This window comes from Microvirga antarctica, from assembly GCF_017921815.1.
Lineage (GTDB): Bacteria > Pseudomonadota > Alphaproteobacteria > Rhizobiales > Beijerinckiaceae > Microvirga > Microvirga antarctica.
The window spans coordinates 140,046-158,955 of sequence record NZ_JAGEMM010000005.1 but is presented as its reverse complement, the minus strand read 5'-3'; the positions used below and the strand labels follow the sequence as shown (position 1 = coordinate 158,955).

At 66.2% G+C, this 18,910-nt stretch carries 19 protein-coding genes and 1 riboswitch; of the genes, 1 reads left to right on the top strand and 18 read right to left on the bottom strand.

All coding sequences use genetic code 11. The features are described 5' to 3' along the window. Positions 1 to 108: 108 nt before the first annotated feature. From infB to miaB, 12 genes are all read right to left on the bottom strand, one after another. Entirely contained in the window at positions 109 to 2,940 is a 2,832-nt protein-coding gene (gene infB, locus J4G32_RS15625; RefSeq protein ID WP_210496250.1) for a translation initiation factor IF-2, read from the bottom strand. Then, positions 2,933 to 3,607: an RNA-binding protein gene (locus tag J4G32_RS15620; protein ID WP_343232665.1), complete on the bottom strand. Its 675-nt coding sequence runs from the start codon at positions 3,605 to 3,607 to the stop codon at positions 2,933 to 2,935. The genes infB and J4G32_RS15620 overlap by 8 nt, the downstream gene beginning before the upstream one ends. Positions 3,608 to 3,636: 29 nt before the next feature. Then, positions 3,637 to 5,244 carry a transcription termination factor NusA gene (nusA, locus tag J4G32_RS15615; RefSeq protein WP_210496248.1) on the bottom strand — a complete coding sequence of 536 codons (1,608 nt, stop codon included), beginning with the start codon at positions 5,242 to 5,244 and terminating at the stop codon, positions 3,637 to 3,639. 5 nt (positions 5,245 to 5,249) lie between these two features. Next, on the bottom strand, positions 5,250 to 5,903 hold the full coding sequence (gene rimP / locus J4G32_RS15610; protein ID WP_210496247.1) for a ribosome maturation factor RimP: 654 nt from the start codon (positions 5,901 to 5,903) through the stop codon (positions 5,250 to 5,252). Between the two features lie 189 nt (positions 5,904 to 6,092). Beyond that, on the bottom strand, positions 6,093 to 6,791 hold the full coding sequence (gene trmB, locus J4G32_RS15605; protein ID WP_210496246.1) for a tRNA (guanine(46)-N(7))-methyltransferase TrmB: 699 nt from the start codon (positions 6,789 to 6,791) through the stop codon (positions 6,093 to 6,095). A gap of 8 nt (positions 6,792 to 6,799) precedes the next feature. Next, positions 6,800 to 7,978: a methionine adenosyltransferase gene (gene metK, locus J4G32_RS15600; RefSeq protein ID WP_210496245.1), complete on the bottom strand. Its 1,179-nt coding sequence runs from the start codon at positions 7,976 to 7,978 to the stop codon at positions 6,800 to 6,802. A 110-nt stretch (positions 7,979 to 8,088) separates the two neighbouring features. After that, a complete protein-coding gene (locus J4G32_RS15595; RefSeq protein ID WP_210496244.1) occupies positions 8,089 to 8,490 on the bottom strand; it encodes a helix-turn-helix domain-containing protein in 402 nt (133 codons plus the stop codon). Positions 8,491 to 8,513: 23 nt separating this feature from the next. Then, positions 8,514 to 10,136, bottom strand: a complete 1,623-nt coding sequence (lnt, locus tag J4G32_RS15590) for an apolipoprotein N-acyltransferase (RefSeq protein WP_210496243.1) — start codon at positions 10,134 to 10,136, stop codon at positions 8,514 to 8,516. After that, positions 10,133 to 11,188, bottom strand: a complete 1,056-nt coding sequence (locus J4G32_RS15585; RefSeq protein WP_210496242.1) for a hemolysin family protein — start codon at positions 11,186 to 11,188, stop codon at positions 10,133 to 10,135. The genes lnt and J4G32_RS15585 overlap by 4 nt, the downstream gene beginning before the upstream one ends. Positions 11,189 to 11,219: 31 nt before the next feature. Next, positions 11,220 to 11,699 (bottom strand): rRNA maturation RNase YbeY, encoded by a 480-nt coding sequence (gene ybeY, locus J4G32_RS15580; protein WP_210496241.1) that lies wholly within the window; start codon positions 11,697 to 11,699, stop codon positions 11,220 to 11,222. Next, positions 11,696 to 12,763: a PhoH family protein gene (locus tag J4G32_RS15575; RefSeq protein WP_210496240.1), complete on the bottom strand. Its 1,068-nt coding sequence runs from the start codon at positions 12,761 to 12,763 to the stop codon at positions 11,696 to 11,698. The genes ybeY and J4G32_RS15575 overlap by 4 nt, the downstream gene beginning before the upstream one ends. Before the next feature lie 14 nt (positions 12,764 to 12,777). Further along, positions 12,778 to 14,136, bottom strand: coding sequence for a tRNA (N6-isopentenyl adenosine(37)-C2)-methylthiotransferase MiaB (gene miaB, locus J4G32_RS15570; protein WP_210496239.1), 1,359 nt, complete (start codon positions 14,134 to 14,136; stop codon positions 12,778 to 12,780). Positions 14,137 to 14,360: 224 nt separating this feature from the next. Continuing rightward, positions 14,361 to 14,513: riboswitch (FMN riboswitch) on the top strand. 81 nt (positions 14,514 to 14,594) lie between these two features. On the opposite strand from miaB, the gene J4G32_RS15565 reads away from it, so the two are divergent. Next, complete coding sequence (locus J4G32_RS15565; RefSeq protein ID WP_343232664.1) at positions 14,595 to 15,062, top strand: 6,7-dimethyl-8-ribityllumazine synthase; 468 nt, start codon at positions 14,595 to 14,597, stop codon at positions 15,060 to 15,062. Positions 15,063 to 15,081: 19 nt separating this feature from the next. Here J4G32_RS15565 and olsA read toward each other — a convergent pair whose 3' ends face one another. The 6 genes from olsA to J4G32_RS15535 form a co-directional block, all read right to left on the bottom strand. Continuing rightward, positions 15,082 to 15,843 (bottom strand): lyso-ornithine lipid O-acyltransferase, encoded by a 762-nt coding sequence (olsA, locus tag J4G32_RS15560; RefSeq protein WP_343232663.1) that lies wholly within the window; start codon positions 15,841 to 15,843, stop codon positions 15,082 to 15,084. Next, the gene (locus J4G32_RS15555) at positions 15,840 to 16,214 is read right to left on the bottom strand and encodes a Fur family transcriptional regulator (protein ID WP_210496618.1); all 375 of its coding nucleotides are present in this window, start codon (positions 16,212 to 16,214) and stop codon (positions 15,840 to 15,842) included. Before J4G32_RS15555 ends, olsA begins: the two co-directional genes overlap by 4 nt. Before the next feature lie 143 nt (positions 16,215 to 16,357). Beyond that, on the bottom strand, positions 16,358 to 16,843 hold the full coding sequence (locus J4G32_RS15550) for a GNAT family N-acetyltransferase (RefSeq protein WP_210496237.1): 486 nt from the start codon (positions 16,841 to 16,843) through the stop codon (positions 16,358 to 16,360). After that, on the bottom strand, positions 16,840 to 17,523 hold the full coding sequence (gene tsaB / locus J4G32_RS15545; protein WP_210496236.1) for a tRNA (adenosine(37)-N6)-threonylcarbamoyltransferase complex dimerization subunit type 1 TsaB: 684 nt from the start codon (positions 17,521 to 17,523) through the stop codon (positions 16,840 to 16,842). The genes J4G32_RS15550 and tsaB overlap by 4 nt, the downstream gene beginning before the upstream one ends. 134 nt (positions 17,524 to 17,657) lie before the next feature. Beyond that, positions 17,658 to 18,218 carry a NifU family protein gene (locus tag J4G32_RS15540; protein ID WP_210496617.1) on the bottom strand — a complete coding sequence of 187 codons (561 nt, stop codon included), beginning with the start codon at positions 18,216 to 18,218 and terminating at the stop codon, positions 17,658 to 17,660. Between the two features lie 142 nt (positions 18,219 to 18,360). Beyond that, positions 18,361 to 18,858 (bottom strand): universal stress protein, encoded by a 498-nt coding sequence (locus J4G32_RS15535; RefSeq protein ID WP_425515525.1) that lies wholly within the window; start codon positions 18,856 to 18,858, stop codon positions 18,361 to 18,363. Between the last annotated feature and the right edge of the window lie 52 nt (positions 18,859 to 18,910).

The window sequence follows — 18,910 nt, the reverse complement described above, 5'->3', positions numbered from 1 at the left end:
GGTCGCACGGTCTGGCGACGCATTGCTCATGCGATCTTGCCAAGCAGTGTCACCGGGAAAAGCCCGGTGACGATGAGTTTTTTGAACGAACGCGGGTCGAAGCGCCTGTCAGAGCGAGCGCTTCACTTCCTCGACGCGGTAGCACTCGATCTGATCGCCAGGACGCATGTCCTGGTAATTCTCGAACGCCATACCGCATTCCTGTCCGGACGTGACCTCGCGGGCATCGTCCTTGAAGCGCTTGAGCTGGCTCAGGCGGCCTTCGTGGATGACCACGTTGTCGCGGATGAGGCGCACATGCGCGCCGCGCTGGACCACGCCGTCGAGGACGCGACAACCGGCGATCTTGCCGACCTTCGACACGTCGAAGACTTCGAGGATGAGCGCCTCGCCCAGCCGCTCTTCGCGCAGGGTCGGAGCCAGCAGGCCGGACATCGCCTTTTTAACATCGTCCACGAGATCGTAAATGATGTTGTAGTAGCGAATCTCGACGCCGGCCCGTTCGGCCGCCTCGCGCGCTTCCTTGTGGGCGCGCACGTTGAAGCCGAGCACGATGGCGCCTGACGCCTCCGCCAGGGTGATGTCCGATTCCGAGATGCCGCCGACGCCCGATTGAAGGATGCGGGCCGTGACCTCGTCGGTGCCGAGTTTCTCGAGCGCGCCGACGATGGCTTCCGCCGAGCCCTGCACGTCTGCGCGCACGACCAGGGGGAATTCCTTCCGGCCGGCTCCGGCCTTCAGGTCCTGCATCATGTCGGCCAGCGTGCGGCCGGCTGCACCCGTGCGGGCGGCCTGACGCTCGCGCTTCTGGCGGGTGCGGTACTCGGTGACTTCACGGGCCCGGGCTTCCGACTCGACGACCGCGACGCGATCGCCGGCGTCCGGCGTGCCGTTGAAGCCCAGCACCTCGACCGGAACCGAGGGGCCTGCTTCCTTCACGTTGGCGCCGCTGTCGTTGATCAGCGCGCGGACACGGCCCCATTCGGCGCCGGCCACGACAATGTCGCCGGTCCGCAGGGTGCCGCGTTCGACCAGGACAGTGGCCACAGGACCCCGCCCGCGATCGAGCTTGGCCTCGATGACCGTGCCTTCGGCGGACCGTTCGGGGTTTGCCTTGAGGTCAAGGATTTCAGCCTGGAGCTGCAACCCTTCGAGCAGCGTGTCGAGACCGTCGCGGGTCTTGGCCGACACCTCGAATTCGAGGGTGTCGCCACCCATCGATTCCACCACGATGGAATGCTGCAGGAGCTCGGTGCGAACCCGCTGCGGGTTGGCGTCGGGCTTGTCGATCTTGTTGATCGCGATGATCAGCGGAACGTCGGCGGCCTTCGCATGGGCGATGGCCTCCACGGTCTGCGGCATGACGCCGTCATCGGCTGCCACCACGAGCACGACGATATCCGTCACCTTGGCGCCACGGGCGCGCATGGACGTGAAGGCGGCGTGACCGGGCGTGTCGATGAAGGTGATCTTGCCGCCGAGCGGCGAGGTGACCTGATAGGCGCCGATATGCTGGGTGATGCCACCGGCTTCGCCAGACACCACGCTGGTCTTGCGGATCGCGTCGAGCAGCGAGGTCTTGCCGTGATCGACGTGACCCATGATGGTGACGACCGGCGGACGGGTCTCGAGATTCTCGTCCACATCCTTGGCGTCGAACAGGCCCTCTTCCACGTCCGATTCAGCCACGCGCTTGACGGTGTGGCCGAGCTCTTCGGCGATCAGCTGGGCGCTGTCGGAATCGATCACATCCGTGATCTTGTGCATCTGCCCTTGCTTCATGAGCATCTTGATCACGTCCACGGCCCGCTCCGACATGCGGTTGGCGAGTTCCTGGATCGTGATGGTCTCGGGAATGATCACCTCGCGGGCGATCTTTTCCTTCTGCTCGACCTGGCGATGACCGGTGAGACGCTGGTTGCGGCGACGGAACGACGCGACGGAGCGCGTGCGCTCGTCCTCGCCCGAGGTCGCAGCCGTGACGGTCAGGCGGCCGCGGCGCTTTTCTTCACCGGGCGTAACCTTGGGAGTCTTGAGAACCGTGGCGGGCTTGACGGCCACGCCGGGGCGCCGGATCGTCCGGGCTCCATCCTCGTCCTCGATGGTTGCCGGGCGGGCAGCCACGGGCGCTGCCGAACGGGTGTTGGGCTTGGCCGTCGTCGGATCGGGCGCCACCGGAGCTGGCGGACGCGCCATGTGATTAAGGCTCTGCGGACGACCGCCAACCGTTCCACCGCCGGAACGAGGACCGCCGAAGCCACCCGGCCGAGGGCCGGTGCCGGCCGGACGCGGACCGCGCTCGCCCATCGGACGATCGCCGGCCGGACGCGGTGACGGCGCTGACGGGCGGGAAGAGGGGCTGGAGGGCGACGCGGACCGGGGAGCCGAGGCCGGCACAGCCTCTTCGCCCAGGCGGCGACGGGCCTGATCTTCGGCGACGCGCTTGCGCTCGTCCTCGTGGCGGCGGCGATCCTCATCGTCGCGCTTGCGCGCTTCGGCGGCTTCGCGTTCCTGAGCCTCGGCAGCGTCCCGCTCGGAGCGCCGACGGGCGTCCTCTTCCTGGGAATGGCGATCGGCCTCTTCACGCCGCCGCGCATCCGCCAGGGCGTTGGCGCGGGCGTCGCGTTCCTGATCGGACAAGGTGCGCAGCACGACGCCGGAGCGGGGTGCGTTGGACGGCGAACCGCCACGGCCACCACGCCCCTGCGGGGCAACCTTCGCGGCAGCCGGAGCCGGCGCCGCCGCCTGAGGGGGCGCAGCCTTGTGCTCGACGGTTCCGGGAGCAACCGGACGACGCTTCACCGTCTCGACCACCACCGCTTTCGAGCGGCCGTGGGAGAAGCTTTGGCGTACGACGCCCTGTTCGATCGGGCGTTTCAGAGAGAGCGTCTTGGGCGACACATGGAGCGTCTTGTCGCCCGGATTTTTCGTATCATTCATTCCGCTCAGATCCTGCGGGTTGCATAATCGTGGGTTCGCCGGTCTCGGTCTCGAGGCCAGAGGGATCGGCTTCGATGCCGCAATAAGTACGGTAACGATGCCAGCGGTTCAGAAAGCCAACGCTTCCAGCGCCCGCGACAAGCGCAGCATGTATCACATTTGACCGGCCTAATGCCAAACCCAATTCGTCATTCGACAAATCTTGGATCACCGGAAAGTCAGATATGGCCTCGCCGAGGCGTTTACGCAACTGGTTTGCCAGTTTTCTTCGCCCATCTTCGGCCGCCTCTGCGGCATGAATAAGGGCGACGACGGGCTTTTCGGCAATGGCGGAGTCGAGCTTGGCGAAACCCGTCAGCACGACGCCGGCCTTGTTGGCGAGCGAGAGGCCCTGACGGACGTCGTCGCGCAGAGACGCTGCGATGTCGTCCGCAAGCGTTTCGGGAACCCGAACCTCAGCCTTGAAGGCGCGGGCGAAGAGGCGGCGCTTGACCGCCTCCTGGACCTGGTCGCGGCGGGCCGTGACCCACACCCCGCGACCGGGCAATTTGTGTTTCAGATCGGCAAAGACCTGATTGTCGGGGCCGAGGACAAAGCGGATCAGGCCCGCAGCCGGCTGGGCCGCGCGGGTGACGATGCAGGTCCGCTCCGGTTCATGCCGCGCCACGGGTGTCGTCCTCGCCATGCCATGACCGGTCAGGAAGCGTCCGCGTCGGAATCGGCGGGTTCCGCCTCTTCCTCGGCCGCAACGGGTGCTTCCACCCAGCCGGCCTTGACGCGGGCATCCATGACCATCGCCTCGGCTTCCGTGCGCGATAGTTCGAAACTGTCGAGATAGCCGCTGAAGCGCGTCGCCTCTGCGCCGCGTCCCTCGGTCCAGCCGACAAGATCGTCGGTGGCGCAGCCCGCGAGATCCTCAAGCGACTTGACGTCGTTCTCGCCCAGCGCGACCAGCATCGCGGTCGTCACGCCTTCGACGGTTTTCAGATCATCGGCGACGCCGAGTTCCTGCCGGCGCGCTTCGTTCTCGGATTCGATGCGGGCGAGATAATCCTGCGCCCGCGCCTGAATTTCGGCCGCCGTGTCGTCGTCGAACCCTTCGATCGACGTCACTTCGCCAGCATCCACATAGGCAAGTTCCTCGACGGTGCGGAAGCCCTCGGACGCAAGGAGCTGACCCACCACCTCGTCCACGTCGAGCGCTGCCATGAACAATTCGGTGCGCTCGGCAAATTCCTTCTGGCGCCGCTCCGATTCCTCGGCCTCGGTGAGAATGTCGATATCCCAGCCGGTGAGCTGCGAGGCGAGGCGGACGTTCTGTCCGCGCCGGCCGATGGCGAGCGACAGCTGGTCGTCGGGTACCACCACCTCGATGCGGTCGGCATCCTCGTCGAGCACCACCTTGACGACTTCCGCCGGCTGCAGCGCGTTGACGATGAAGGTCGCCTGATCCTGCGACCACGGAATGATGTCGATCTTCTCGCCCTGCAATTCGCCGACCACCGCCTGGACGCGGGAGCCACGCATGCCGACGCAGGCGCCGACCGGATCAATCGAGCTGTCGCGGGAGATGACGGCGATCTTGGCGCGGGAGCCGGGATCGCGGGCAACCGCCTGGACGGTGACGATGCCGTCGTAGATCTCGGGTACTTCCTGGGCGAAGAGCTTGGCCATGAATTGCGGATGCGTGCGCGACAGGAAGATCTGCGGGCCGCGGACCTCGCGGCGCACGTCGAACAGATAGGCGCGGACGCGATCGCCGGGACGGAAGGTCTCGCGCGGGATCATCTCGTCGCGGCGCACGATCGCCTCGCCCCGGCCGAGATCGACAATGACGTTGCCGTATTCGACACGCTTGACCACGCCGTTGACCACTTCGCCGATGCGGTCCTTGTATTCCTGGTATTGCCGGTCACGCTCGGCGTCGCGCACCTTCTGGACGATCACCTGCTTGGCCGATTGCGCGGCGATGCGGCCGAAATCGAAGGGCGGCAGGGTTTCGGAAATCGCGTCGCCCTCCTGGGCTGCCGGGTTGCGCTTGCGCGCTTCCGACAGGGCGATCTCGCGGGAATCGTTTTCCAGCGCGTTGTCCTCGACCACGAGCAGGTGGCGCGACAGGCGCAGCTCGCCGGTCTTGCCGTTGATCTCCGCGTGGATGTCGGTCTCGGCGCCGTAGCGCGAGCGTGCCGCCTTGGCGATGGCGTCGGCCATCGCGTCGAGCACGATCTGTTTGTCGATCACCTTCTCGCGGGCGACCGCGTCGGCGATCTGCAAGAGTTCAAGCCTGTTGGCGCTGACAGCCATCGCAGTTACTCCTTCGTCGATTTCTGAGCGTCGTGGCCGCGCGCGTCCGGCGCAGGCTCCACGACCATGTCGTCGTTATCGTGATCGGTGTCGTCCTCATCCTCGTCGTCGGCCGCAGGGGCGGAGCCCCGCCGCAACGATTCGCGGATCAGGTCGTCGGTGAGAACCAGATGGGCCGCGAAGAGATCCGACAGGGGCAAGCGCGCCACCGGGTCGAGGCCTTCCTTCACGTCCGGAAGATCGATCACCGCATGGCCGTCCTCGATGCCGCGGATGATCCCGCGAAACCGCTTGCGGCCGTCCTGCGGCACGGCAAGCTCGACCTTCGCCTCATAGCCGGCCCAGCGCTCGAAATCGCTGGCGCGCACGAGCGGCCGGTCGATGCCGGGCGAGGACATTTCGAGATGGTAGGCCTGCGGCACCGGGTCCTCGAGGTCGAGCACCGGCGAGATCGCCCGGCTGACTGTCGCGCAATCGTTGACCGACATGGTGCCGTCCGGCCGCTCGGCCATGATCTGCACCGTGCAGCCGTTCTCGGCCGTGATCTTCACCCGGACGAGATTGAATCCCAGATCCTCAATCGCCGGTTCCACCACCGCGGCGACGCGGGCGGCCACGCCGGTTTCGGTGATCAGACGCTTGTCGCGTTCGTTTGCCATCGTGTGTTCGTGTCTCTCCGTGCTCCGGCGCGCGAGCAATAAAAAAGAGCGGACCCGGCGGGGTCCACTCCTGCAAGGCAGTTTACACTGCAACCAGAGCTGACACGGCAGATATACTGATTCACGCCCCGAAAAGCAAGGGAGCTGAGCGCCAGACGCCGTGGCTGAAAGAAGGGCCGCGATGGCGGCTCAGACCGCGTCCGTCCGGGTCATGAAAAGGTAGCTCGGGACACGCCCTTCACGGAAGGCTTTCGCCTCGTAGCGGGTGCCGGGCCAGTTCGCGTAGGGCTTGCGCCAGTCGTCGGCGGCTTCAGCCGTCCAGATGAAATGCCGCGAACGCAGGACGCGGGCCAGCACCCAGCCGATGTAATTGTCGATGTCGCTGGCAAACCGCAATTCGGCGCCCGGACGCATGACGCGGGCCAGCGCCACGAGGCTCTCGTCCGAGACCAGCCGGCGCTTGCGCTGCCGCCGCTTCGGCCACGGATCGGGATAGAGGATGTAAACCCGGTCGAGGCTGGCATCGGCAAGGCTGGGGAGCAGGTCGGTGACGTCCTCGTCCCAGATGCGCACGTTGTCGAGGCGGTCCTGCTCGACCACCGACAGGAGCTTGGCCATGCCGTTCACGAACGGCTCGCAGCCGATGAAGTTGACGTCCGGATGGGCGCGGGCCTGGGCTGCCAGATGTTCGCCACCGCCAAAGCCGATCTCCAGCCAGGTGGGCTGATCGGCACGGCCGGGAAAGCGAGTCGCGGGCGATTCGCCCGGGACGAGCCGCAGTTCCGGCAGCAGATTCTGCACCAGCCGGTCATGGGCCGGCCTCAGGCGCTTGCCCTTCCGGCGCCCGAAAAAGGCGCCGGCACGATCAACGCCGTCGGTGTCGGACATGGCGGGGTCTAGCGCAGAGCCGTCCGCAGGGAATCCGCGAGGTCGGTGCGCTCCCACGAGAAGCCGCCATCAGCATCGGGCTTGCGGCCGAAATGGCCGTAGGCCGAGGTGCGGGCGTAGATCGGCTTGTTGAGGCCGAGATGGGTGCGGATGCCGCGGGGCGACAGATCGATGGCGTCCATCAGGGTCGCCTCGAGGCTCTCCTCGGAGACCTTGCCGGTGTCGTGCAGATCGACATAGATCGACAGGGGTTTAGCAACGCCGATGGCGTAGGAGAGCTGGAGCGTGCAGCGGTCAGCAAGGCCCGCCGCCACGACGTTCTTGGCCAGATAGCGTGCCGCATAGGCGGCCGAGCGGTCGACCTTGGTGGGGTCCTTGCCCGAGAACGCGCCGCCGCCATGGGGCGCCGCGCCGCCATAAGTGTCGACGATGATCTTGCGTCCAGTCAGGCCGCAATCGCCGTCCGGGCCGCCGATGACGAACTTGCCGGTCGGATTCACGTGCCAGACGGTGTCGGACGAGATCCAGCCTTCCGGCAGGGTCTTGCGGATATAGGGCTCGACGATCTCGCGAACGCCGTCGGACGTGAGGGTGTCATCGAGATGCTGGGTCGACAGCACGATCTGGGTCGCGGCGACCGGCTTGCCGTGCTCGTAGCGCACGGTCACCTGGCTCTTGGCGTCGGGGCCGAGGACGGCGGCCCCGTTGGCCTTGCTCTTGCGGGCGATGTTGAGGTCTTCGAGAATCTTGTGGGCGTAGTAGATCGGCGCCGGCATCAACTCGGGCGTCTCGTTGCAGGCATACCCGAACATGATGCCCTGGTCGCCGGCGCCCTCATCCTTGTTGCCGGCCGAATCGACGCCCTGGGCGATATGGGCCGATTGCGCGTGCAGGTAGACCGACACGTCGGCGGTCTTCCAGTGGAAGCCTTCCTGCTCGTAGCCGATATCCTTGATGGCGTCGCGGGCGAGCTGGATGACCCGATCGGAATCAATCGAATCCGGTCCGCGCACCTCGCCGGCGATCACCACCCGGTTGGTGGTGGCGAGCGTCTCGCAGGCCACACGCGATTCCGGCTCAGCCGCCAGATAGGCATCGACGACGGCGTCTGAAATCCGGTCGCAGACCTTGTCCGGATGACCTTCGGAAACCGACTCGCTGGTAAACAGATAGCTTGAACGGCGCACGACCATATCCTTTGAGGCAAAGAAGAAGAGGCCCGCCACGGCAGGCTTTCGGCACGGTCTTGCCGGAGCCCGAAAGAAAGGTCAAGCGGACGCGTTCTTTTTGTCGAACGCTACGGCGTGTCCTGGGAAGCGAGAGCCGCGACAAGTTGAACAATACTCTTGCGAACCTTGGGGTTCTTGATCCCCGTAAAGGTTCGGATGAGCTGAAGTCCCTCGGGCGTGGACATCATCTCGGAAATATAGGGCGGCGAATCCTCTTCACCGAACCCGGCATCTGCCTTGGCGCTGTGCACGCCATCAAAGAAGAAGTGGATATCGACGCCGAGGATCTTCGCAATGTCCACGAGCCGGCCGACACTGATGCGATTGGTGCCTTTCTCGTACTTTTGAACCTGCTGAAAGGTCAAGCCGAGCATATCGCCAAGTTTTTCCTGGCTCATACCGATGGAAATCCGCCGCATCCGCACGCGGCTTCCAATTTCGATATCGATTGAACCGGTCGACTTCTTCATCAGTTCGGGCTTTCTGCCTGGCCTTACGAAAGTGTAGGGCTGGGAGCTCGAGGAGAGGGCCGCTTCCGCCTGCGCAGAGCGGGTGCCATTAAGCAGATGACGAGCATGGCCGTCAAAACAAACCTGCCGCTTTTGCCGTAAACGGTTTGGGACAACGAACGGGGCAGACCGGCATCGAGCACCCCTTCCGTTCCCAGCGGCAGCGACGCCACGACGCGGCCGAAGGGGTCGATCACGGCCGAGATTCCCGTGTTGGCGGCCCGGATCAGCGGCAATCCCTCCTCGACGGCGCGCAGGCGCGCCTGCGCGAAATGCTGGTAGGGGCCGGGCGTCAAACCGAACCAGGCATCGTTCGTCACATTCAGGATCAGCGAGGGGCGCGGCCCATCGGCAAAGATCTCATCGGGAAAGATCGCCTCGTAACAGATTGTGGCGGCCACCGGCGGCAGGCCCGGCACGGCGAGGCGGGTGCGCCGTCCGCCGGCCGAAAAACCACCGGGGATGCTGACGAACTGCTTCAGGCCCAGCGCCCGGATGGCGGATTCGAGAAAGGCCGGCACATATTCGCCGAAGGGCACCAGGTGGACCTTGTCGTAGGAGCCCAGGATGGTGCCCTGGTGGTCGATGGCCTGGATCGCGTTGAAGAACCGACCGGCGGCCTCACCCGGAAGCGGTTCTTCCATGCGGGCCGCCCCGGTCAGCAGGAGCGCGCCGGGGCGCAGGATCGAGGCGATCTGGGCGAGCGCCCCCGGATCCCGGTGGAGCAGGAAAGGAAAGGCCGATTCGGGCCAGATCAGGTGCGTGGCTCCCTCGAGCGTCCCGCCATCCTGGCCAGCATAGCGGCTGATGGCGAGGTAGCGCCGCATGATGGCGTCGCGGTTGCGCGGATTGAACTTGGCGTCCTGCGGCAGGTTGGGCTGCATGATGCGCAAGGTGACGCCGTCCACCGTTTCCACCGGCCCGTCCGGCAGACGCCAGGCTCCGAAGAGCGCCATGGCGCCAAGGCCTACGGCTGCCAGTGTCGGCGCCGCCCAGCGCTGGCCGGTTGTCGGACCGGTGAGAATCAGGGCGGGCGAGGCGCAGATGGCGAGGCTCACAAGCGTCAGGCCATAGAGCCCAATCACCGACGCGCTCTGCATCAGCCAGAGCGACTGGCCGAACGCCATGCCGGGATTGTTCCACGGGAAGCCCGTGAACAGGTGTCCCCGCAGCCACTCGCTGATGGTGAGCGCCGCCGCAAAGGTCAGAATGCGTCCCGCACCGGGCGTCCAGAGCAGGCGCGAGAGCGCGAAGCCGAAAGCGGTGAAGAAGGCCAGAACGGCCGGCAGCCCGACGACGCCGAGCGGCATTGCCCAGGCGAATTGATCGGCCTCGACCAGAAAGGCCGCGCCGAGCCACCACAGGCCGGCGACGAAATAGCCAAACCCCCAGCTCCAGCCGATCAGCGCGGCGGCTCTGAGACGCCCCCAAACCGTGTCGGCCGCGATAGTGTCGAGCAGCCAGATTGCCGGCACCAGGGCCACCACGAGGGCGTGCCACAGGCCGAGGGGCGGCATGGCAAGGGCCCCGACAGCGCCGCAGGCGGCGGCCATGAGGGATCGCCGCCACCCCGACAGGCGGGTCAGGCGGTCAGGCAGCGCATTCATCGCGCGGCGGAGCTTTCGGTGGGCTCGGCGCCAGCACCCGGCGGGGAGGCCGCCTCGGCATCCACCACACCGTTGCCGCTGAATTCCCGGCGGACGATACGCACCTTCTTGACCCGACGGGGATCCGCGTCGAGAATCTCGAATTCGAGATTTCCCGGTCCGAGAATGAGCTCGTTGCGCGACGGCACCCGTCCGGCGAGGGTCACGATGAAGCCGCCGATCGTGTCGATGTCCTCGGCGCTTTCCTCGTATTGCAGGTCGACCCCGAGGCTTTCCTTGACCTCGTCGAGGCTGGCGCGGGCATCGGCCACGAAGGTCCCGTCGGCTTCGGCGAGGATCATCATCTCGACGGCGTCGTCATGCTCGTCCTCGATGTCGCCCACCACCATCTCGACCAGGTCCTCGATCGACACGAGTCCGTCCGTGCCGCCATATTCATCGATGACGAGGGCCATGTGGGTGCGTGTCGCCTGCATCCGCACCAGGAGGTCGATGGCGGGCATCGAGCGCGGCACGAACAGGACTGGCCGCAGGATTTCGGCGGCGGCAAGCGGAACGGAGAAATCGACCTGGCCGAGATTGGGCTGGCGCGGCTTGCCGCCCTCGCTGTCCCAGCCCTGGGCGCCGTTGGTGGTATCGGCGTGCTTGGCAATGAAATCCAGGAAATCGCGGATGTGGACCATCCCCTTGGGATCATCCAGCGTCTCCCCATAGACGGGAAGCCGCGAATGGCCGGCGGTGCGGAAGAGATGCAAAAGGTCGCCCAGCGGGGTGTCGGCCGAGACCGCCACGATGTCGGCGCGGGGCACCATGGCGTCGTCCACCCGGATGCGGTGGAAGCCGAGCACGTTCTTCAGCATCGCCCGTTCCTGGGGCGAGAAATCCGTGTCCTCGACGGTCTCGGCGAGCGCGTCCTCGAGGTCGTGGCGGATGGAATCGCGCGCTTTCAGGCCGAGGCGGGTCAGAACCCGGTCGTACCAGTGGTCACGCAAGCCTTCAGGCTCCGGGAGTGTCCGGAGCGGACGGTCGTTGCGACTTCGATCTTCATTCATAACGGTTGAGTTTCAGCCGAACGTTATCCGTTCAAGCTGCCATATCACGATAGGGATCGGCAATGCCGAGGGTCGACAGCGCCTTCACCTCGAGACCTTCCATCCGTTCCGCCTCGGCCTCGACCTCATGGTCGTAGCCGAGAAGATGCAGAACGCCGTGAACGATCAGATGGGCAAAATGGTCCGCGAGCGGTTTGGATTCCTCCTCCGCTTCGCGCACCAGCGTGTCGTAGGCTAGAGCAATATCGCCCAGATGGCGAGGGCCTGTCACGCCCGGCGGGGCGGGAGCCGGAAACGACAGGACATTGGTCGGCTTGTCCATGCCCCGAAAGGTCTTGTTGAGGACGCGCACGGCCTTGTCGTCGGTCAACAGCACGCTGACCTCGAGCGCGTCCGGGCCTGTCTCGCCGGCAACGTGCGATGCGGCCGCGGCCGCTTTCTGCGCGAGGGCTTCCGCGTCAGGCAGGCTTTCCCAGTTGCCGTCTTCGACCACGATATCGAGGGCGATCACAGGCGGCGTCCCATTTCCTGGCGGAAATCGGCGTCATAGGCCGTGACGATCCGGCGCACGAGGTCGTGGCGGACCACGTCCTGCTCCTTGAAGGTGATTCGGGCGATCCCCTCGACGCCGTCGAGAATGCGCACCGCCTCGATGAGGCCGGATTTCTGGCCCGGAGGCAGGTCGATCTGCGTCGGGTCGCCGGTCACGATCATGCGCGAGCCCTCGCCCAGACGGGTGAGGAACATCTTCATCTGCATGGTGGTGGTGTTCTGCGCCTCGTCGAGCAGGACGATGGCGTTGGTCAGCGTGCGTCCGCGCATGAAGGCGAGGGGCGCGATCTCGATCATGCCGGTCTGCAAGCCGCGATCGACGAGCCGCGCATCCATGAAATCGTAGAGCGCATCGTAGATCGGACGCAGGTAGGGGTCGACCTTCTCGCGCATGTCGCCGGGCAGGAAGCCCAGCCGCTCGCCGGCCTCCACCGCCGGCCGCGAGAGAATCAGCCGGTCGGCCTGGCCGTTCTCGAGCAGCGACACCGCATAGCCCACGGCGAGCCACGTCTTGCCGGTGCCGGCCGGGCCCTCGGCGAAGGTCAGTTCGTGCTGCTTGAGCGCCTTGATATAATCGTTCTGGGCGGCGTTGCGCGCCCGCACCGGCCCGCGCTTGCGGGTTGCGATCTGGTCGAAGGCACTCACGCCTGGCAAGGCGGCGTCGGCTGCGGGAAACAGGGTGCCCTGCACGGTGCTTTCCTGGATCGCCCCGTCCACATCGCCGGTGCTCAGCGCCCGGCCCTGGCGGGCGCGCTCATAGAGGCCCTCCAGCACGCGCCTTGCGACCTCGGAGCTCTCGGGCGACCCTTTGACCGTCACCCGGTTGCCGTTGGCGATCGCCCGCACGTGGAGGCGGCGTTCGAGATGGGCGAGGTTCTGGTCGAACTGGCCGAAAACGAGGCTTGCGAGGCGGTTGTCGTCGAAGGTGAGGATGATTTCGGCTTCCTCGACGACGCCGGGATGGAGGCTCGCCGGGCTCCGTCCCTTCTGCGCTTTGGCGGTCGCATGATCCGCTGGCCTCAAATGTCTCTCCCGTTTCAGGCGGCGACGCGGTCGCCGGCTTTGACCAAGTCTCCGAACAGGCTGCCGCCGCCTGCCCGCACAATCTGCACCGTCGCGATCTGCCCCACCGTCAGGCTGTCGCTGTCGAACTGGACCGGCTGAAGATAGGGCGACTTGCCGGCCATCTGACCGGCCAGCCGTCCCGGCTTCTCGATGAGAACATCGAGAGTCTGACCGACTGTCGCCTGATTGTAAGCCACCCGCTGCGTTTCCAACAGCTTTTGCAGACGCGCCAGGCGCTCGGCCTTGACGGGCTCGGGCACCTGGTCGGACCGCTCGGCCGCCGGCGTGCCCGGCCGCGGGCTGTATTTGAACGAAAATGAGAAGGCGAAGCCGATATCGCTCACCAGATTCAGGGTTTCGTCGAAATCCGCATCGGTTTCGCCGGGAAAGCCGATGATGAAATCCGACGACACCGCGATGCCGGGCTGGCGCTGGCGGATTCGCGCGATGATCCGGCGATAATCGTCGCCGGTATGCTGGCGGTTCATGGCCGCCAGAATCCGGTCCGAGCCCGATTGCACCGGCAAGTGCAGGGACGGCATCAGGGCCGGTAGATCCCCATGGGTCAGGATCAGGGCGTCGTCCATGTCGCGCGGATGCGAGGTGGTGTAGCGCAGGCGGGCGATTCCGGGGATTTCGGCGAGCCGGCGCAGCAGCCGGCTGAGGCTCCAGACGCTGCCGTCCGGCCCCTCGCCGTGATAGGCGTTGACGTTCTGGCCGATCAGGCTGAGTTCGCGCACGCCGGCTTCCGCCAGCCGGGTCGCCTCGTCGATGAGGCGGGCCACCGGCCGCGACATCTCCGTGCCGCGCGTGTAGGGCACGACGCAGAATGTGCAGAACTTGTCGCAGCCTTCCTGGATGGTCAGGAAGGCCGAGACCCCGCGGCTCACGATCTGGGCGCGGGTGGGTTTCGGCAGGTGATCGAACTTGTCCTCGATGGGAAACTCCGTGTCGACGACGCTGCGCGCGCGGGAGCGCTGCAGCAGGTCGGGCAGCCGGTGATAATTCTGCGGTCCGACAACCACGTCGACCTGGGGGGCGCGGCGCAGGATCTCGGAGCCTTCCGCCTGGGCCACGCAGCCGGCGACGATCACCTTCGTGTCGTGGCCGTCGGCCGCGCGCACGAGCTTGATGTCGCGCACCCGGCCAAGCTCCGAATAGACCTTCTCGGCCGCTTTCTCACGGATATGGCAGGTGTTGAGGATGACGAGGTCGGCATCCTCCATCGCGTTTGTCTCGCGATAGCCTTCGCCGGCCAGAAGGTCCGTCATGCGCTCGGCATCGTAGACGTTGGCCTGGCAGCCGTAGGATTTGACGAAGACCTTTTTCACGAAGACCGGAACCCGATTTATTCACGATGGCCAAGGGCGAAGGCGGGGGAGGCGGCCTCGCGACAAAGCCTCCCACCATCGGCCTCTTCTACGAGGTTTGCGTTGCGAAGAGAAGAGTGGCGCACCTGCGGCTCATGCACCGCCTCTTATCACCGCCTCATCACCGCCTCTTGCCAAGGCGACGCTGCCGATTTTAGGGTGGCGCGTCCGCCTTGTCAGGCGGGCGATGGTCTCAGGGCAGGGTGAAAGTCCCTACCGGCGGTAAGCGGATCCTCCAGATTCGCAAGCCCGCGAGCGCCTCCGACGTCGTCGGAGGGTCAGCAGATTCGGTGCGACTCCGAAGCCGACGGTCATAGTCCGGATGAAAGAGATCGGGTGTTGCGAAGGGCGCGCTTGGCGAGCCCGATTCGCGGCTTCCGCTTGTCCTGATGGTGACCGGGCAACGAGAGGAAGACGACGTGGATCAGACGCGGCATTTGGACCTTCGGGTCGCTTTCATCCAATCCTGCTGGCACAAGGACATCGTCGGCCGTGCCCGCGAGGCGTTCTGCGAGGCGGTGGCCGGCCGTGCGACGGTGGAGCAATTCGAGGTCCCGGGCGCCTTTGAAATCCCCCTGCTGGCAAAACGGCTCGCGCGCAGTGGGCGTTACGCCGCCATCGCCGCCTGCGGATTGGTGGTCGATGGCGGCATCTACCGGCACGACTTCGTTGCCGACGCGGTCATCTCCGGATTGATGCGGGTGCAGCTCGAGACCGACACGCCGATCCTCTCGGCCGTGCTGACGCCGCATCACTTTCACGAGCACGCCACGCATCAGGATTTCTTCGCGGCGCATTTCGACCTCAAGGGCCGGGAGCTGGCCGCAGCGTTCCTTGCCGTCACGGACGCATCCTACGCGCAGCCTGTGACGAGCGGGGTGTCCTGAAAGCGCGGGTCGGGAAACCCTAGTGGCGCGACCGCCTCACGGCCGCCTCGGCGGCGGCGGTGGCCTCCTTGCGGTTGCCGTTGAAGGGGATGGGTTCCCCCCAGGTCACCACCACGTCGACCGCGCCGCCGTCGACGAAGGCCGCCAGATGGGGCCCAAGCTCCATGTCGCCGTACCAGGCGAGGAACGGCCGGTCGCGCCGTGTCACCGGCATGCCGCTGCGGCGGGTATAGGCCAGCGCCAGCGGCTGCAGCACAATGCGCGCCTCGGCATCGTTGACGATGACCGCTTGCGCCGCGCCGACAAGCGAGGAGCGAAACGGCAGCAGCCGGTTGCCGTCGCCGGTGGTGCCCTCGGCGAACAGCACGATGACCTCGCCCTTGCCGAGCCTGTCCGCCAGCGCGTCGTTGACCTCGGCGGTGGCCTTGCGGCGCTGCCGGTCGATGAAGACCGAGCGCTGCAGCCGGGACAGGAAGCCAATCAGCGGCCAGGTCTCAACCTCGGACTTGGCGATGAACGAGACCGGATGGAGGGACCCGATCACCGAGATGTCGAGCCAGGACACATGATTCGACACAACGAGGGTGGGAATGTCGCCGGGCGGCGTACCGCGCTGGGTGATCCGCACGCCGAACAGCCGCAGGAACAGGCGGTGAAGCGACATCGGCAGCCAGTCGCGGATGGGCCAGCCGAATCGCAGGGACAGCATCTGGAGCGGGATGACGAAGAGACCGTAGAGGCCGAGGATCAGGAGCCGCGCGACAAGCGCGATGCGCCTCACGAATCGTCCTCTTCAATCGGCACGGCGTAGAGCTCGAGGCGATGGTAGATCACCTTGTAGCCGAGCCGCCGGGCGATTTCCGTCTGCAGCGCCTCGATCTCGTCGGAGTGGAATTCGATGACGGCGCCGGTCTCCAGGTTGATCAGGTGATCGTGGTGCTCGCGGGCCGCCTGCTCGTAGCGGGAGCGGCCATCGCGGAAATCGAGCCGTTCGATGATGCCCTGGGTCTCCAGCAGCTTGACGGTGCGGTAGACGGTCGAGAGGGAAATCCGGTCGTCGACGACGGCGGCGCGCTTGTGAAGCTCGACCACGTCCGGATGGTCGTCGGCGGAATCGAGAATGCGCGCGATGACGCGGCGCTGGCCGGTCATGCGCAGGCCGTGTTCGCGGCAGGCCCGCTCGATGGCGTCCGATCGCTTGATTCTCGCCGGTTTTGTGCTTCGTGCTGCCAAGTCTGACCCGCTCCTCGCGGACGCTTATAGGGGAGGTGGGACGCTGCGGCTACGGTCCGCCGTCAGAGGTCGCGCTTCATCGTCAGGGCCGCGTTGCGGCTGTTGTCGGCCTTCGGATAATAGCCCGCGCGCCGTCCCGTCTCATGAAAGCCCAGCCGCCGGTAGAGGGCAAGCGCCGGGGCGTTGCCCTCCTCGACCTCCAGATGAACCTGCCGGATGCCCAGCCGGGAGAGGCCGTCGAGATGGGCCGTGAGAAGCGGCCGCCCGAATCCCCTGCCGCGCCGATGGGGCAGGATGGCGACGGTGAGGATCTCGGCCTCATCAAGCACGCAACGCGACAGGACGAAGCCCACGGGCGGTCCCGACTGCCCGACAAAGACGCCGTCGGCGATCACGTGCCGCTCTGCCAGCAGGCCTTCGAATTCCAGGGTGCTCCAGGGCCGGGCGAATCCCGTCGCGTGAATCCCGGCGAGCTTTGCGGCGGACCGCGTGTCGAGCGGTTCGGTCCGGGGCCCGGGCTGCGCAAAAAACCGCCCGAGGAGGCTCATCGTCTCGCGATTCGGGCTCCGTCCTGCGGCTTGGCGTCGGGTTCGCGCAGGTAGAGCGGTTTGGGCAGGGCATTGGCCGGATCGGCGATGGCCCCGAGACGGGCCACCCAGGCGATGTCGGGGGCGGGCGAATCCTCGATCACATGGGCCTCGACGCCCTGCGCGCGGGCCTCGGCGGCGAGCAGGGCCGCAGCCGTTCCGGCGATGAGCAGGGGTCCCGATCCGAGCACGCGGATCGCGTCCCGGTAGCTCATGAGCGAGGGCGCGATGATGACCTTGCCGCCAAAAGCGATCGCCTGGATGTAGATATGGCCGTGCTTGGCGTCGATGGCGCTGGTGAACAGGCCGCGCGAATCGCCCGCCATCAGGGGCGCCAGGAAGGCCGACAGGGTCGCGACTCCGACGACGGGAATGCCGGCCGCAAGGCCGATTCCGCGCGCGGCCGAGATGCCCACGCGTAGACCCGTATAGCTGCCCGGTCCGACGGTCACGGCGACCCGGTCGAGGCTCTCGAAGCCGCCATCCACATGGGACACCAGCCGGTCGATCAGCGGCAGCAACGCCTCCGCATGGCCGCGCTCCATCGGAATGGTCTCGCGGGCCAGGGGCTCGTTGTCGCCGGCCTCGAAGACGCCGGCTGAACAGGCACCGAGGGCGGTGTCGATGGCAAGGACGCGCAAAGGTCAGGTCTCCGTCTCGGGGCTCTCTTTAGAGCATGAACGCGCCGGCAGGGAACCGCTTTTCCCGAAACCCGCGCGCTGCCACGAAAAAGCGGCCCGCAGGCCGCTTGATCGAGACGCTCGCGGGAAGCGGTTCAGACCGCCTGGACTTCGCGCACATCCGGCAGGAAGTGGCGCAGCAGGTTCTGGATGCCGTGGCGCAGGGTGGCCGTGGAGGACGGGCAGCCCGAACAGGCGCCCTTCATGACCAGATAGACGATGCCGTCCCGGAAGCCGCGGAACGTGATGTCGCCGCCATCGCCGGCGACCGCCGGACGGATGCGCGTCTCGAGCAGTTCCTTGATGGTGGCGACCGTGGGCGCGTCCTCGGCGTCGAAGAATTCCTCCGCATCGCTCTCGCTCATGTCGGCACCGGCCGTGAACAGCGGCGCGCCGGTCATGAAATGCTCCATGATGGCGCCGAGAATCGCCGGCTTGAGGTGCTGCCATTCGGTATCGGTCTTCGTCACGGTGATGAAATCGTGGCCATAGAAGACCCCGCTGACGCCTGGAATCGCAAAAAGACGATCGGCCAGCGGCGACGCGCCGGCTTCTTCCGAGGCGCGGGCCTCGAAGGTGCCGTCCTGCATCACGACGCGGCCGGGCAGAAACTTGAGGGTGGCGGGATTGGGTGTGGCTTCGGTCTGGATGAACATCGATTGGGTCCTCTGCGCCGGTTCAAGGCCGGCCGAGTGGGTGGAACTGTCCGCCATGGGCGGAGCCTTGGAACAGTTCTAACAGGTTCTGAACCGGATGTGGACCGGGTGTCGCCGGATTCCAAGACCCGGACGCTGCGGCCTAGCCTGCGAGCGCGTCGATCTCTTCGTCGGACAGGCTGCCGGGGACGATGACGATGGGAATCGGAAAGGTCGAGGCGGCCTTGCCGGCGAGCGTCGAGACAAGCGGGCCGGGACCGTCCTTGCTCGACCCGGCGGCCAACACGAGAAACGAGATATCCTCGTCCTCGTTGATGAGGGCGATGATGGCCTCGGCCCGTTCGCCGACCCGAATCACCCGTTCGGGCTCGAGGCCGGCGGCGGCGCGGGCTTCCTTGGCGGCGTCCTCGAGACGCTTCTCGGCTTCCTCGCGGGCCTCCTCGATCATCGCCTCGCCGACGCCGATCCATTCGAAATTGTCGGGCGGGTCGACCACGGCCAGCATAATCATGCTGGCAGCCGTCCGCACGGCGCGACGCGACGCGAAATGCACCGCCCGAAAGCATTCCGGCGTGCCGTCGACCACCACCATGAATTTCGGCCGGTGGCCGGCCTCGTAGGATTGGCGCTTCCCGCTCACTGCACAGATCCCTTCGATGGCGGGAATGCTGCCCTGACGTCAGCCAGAGAGC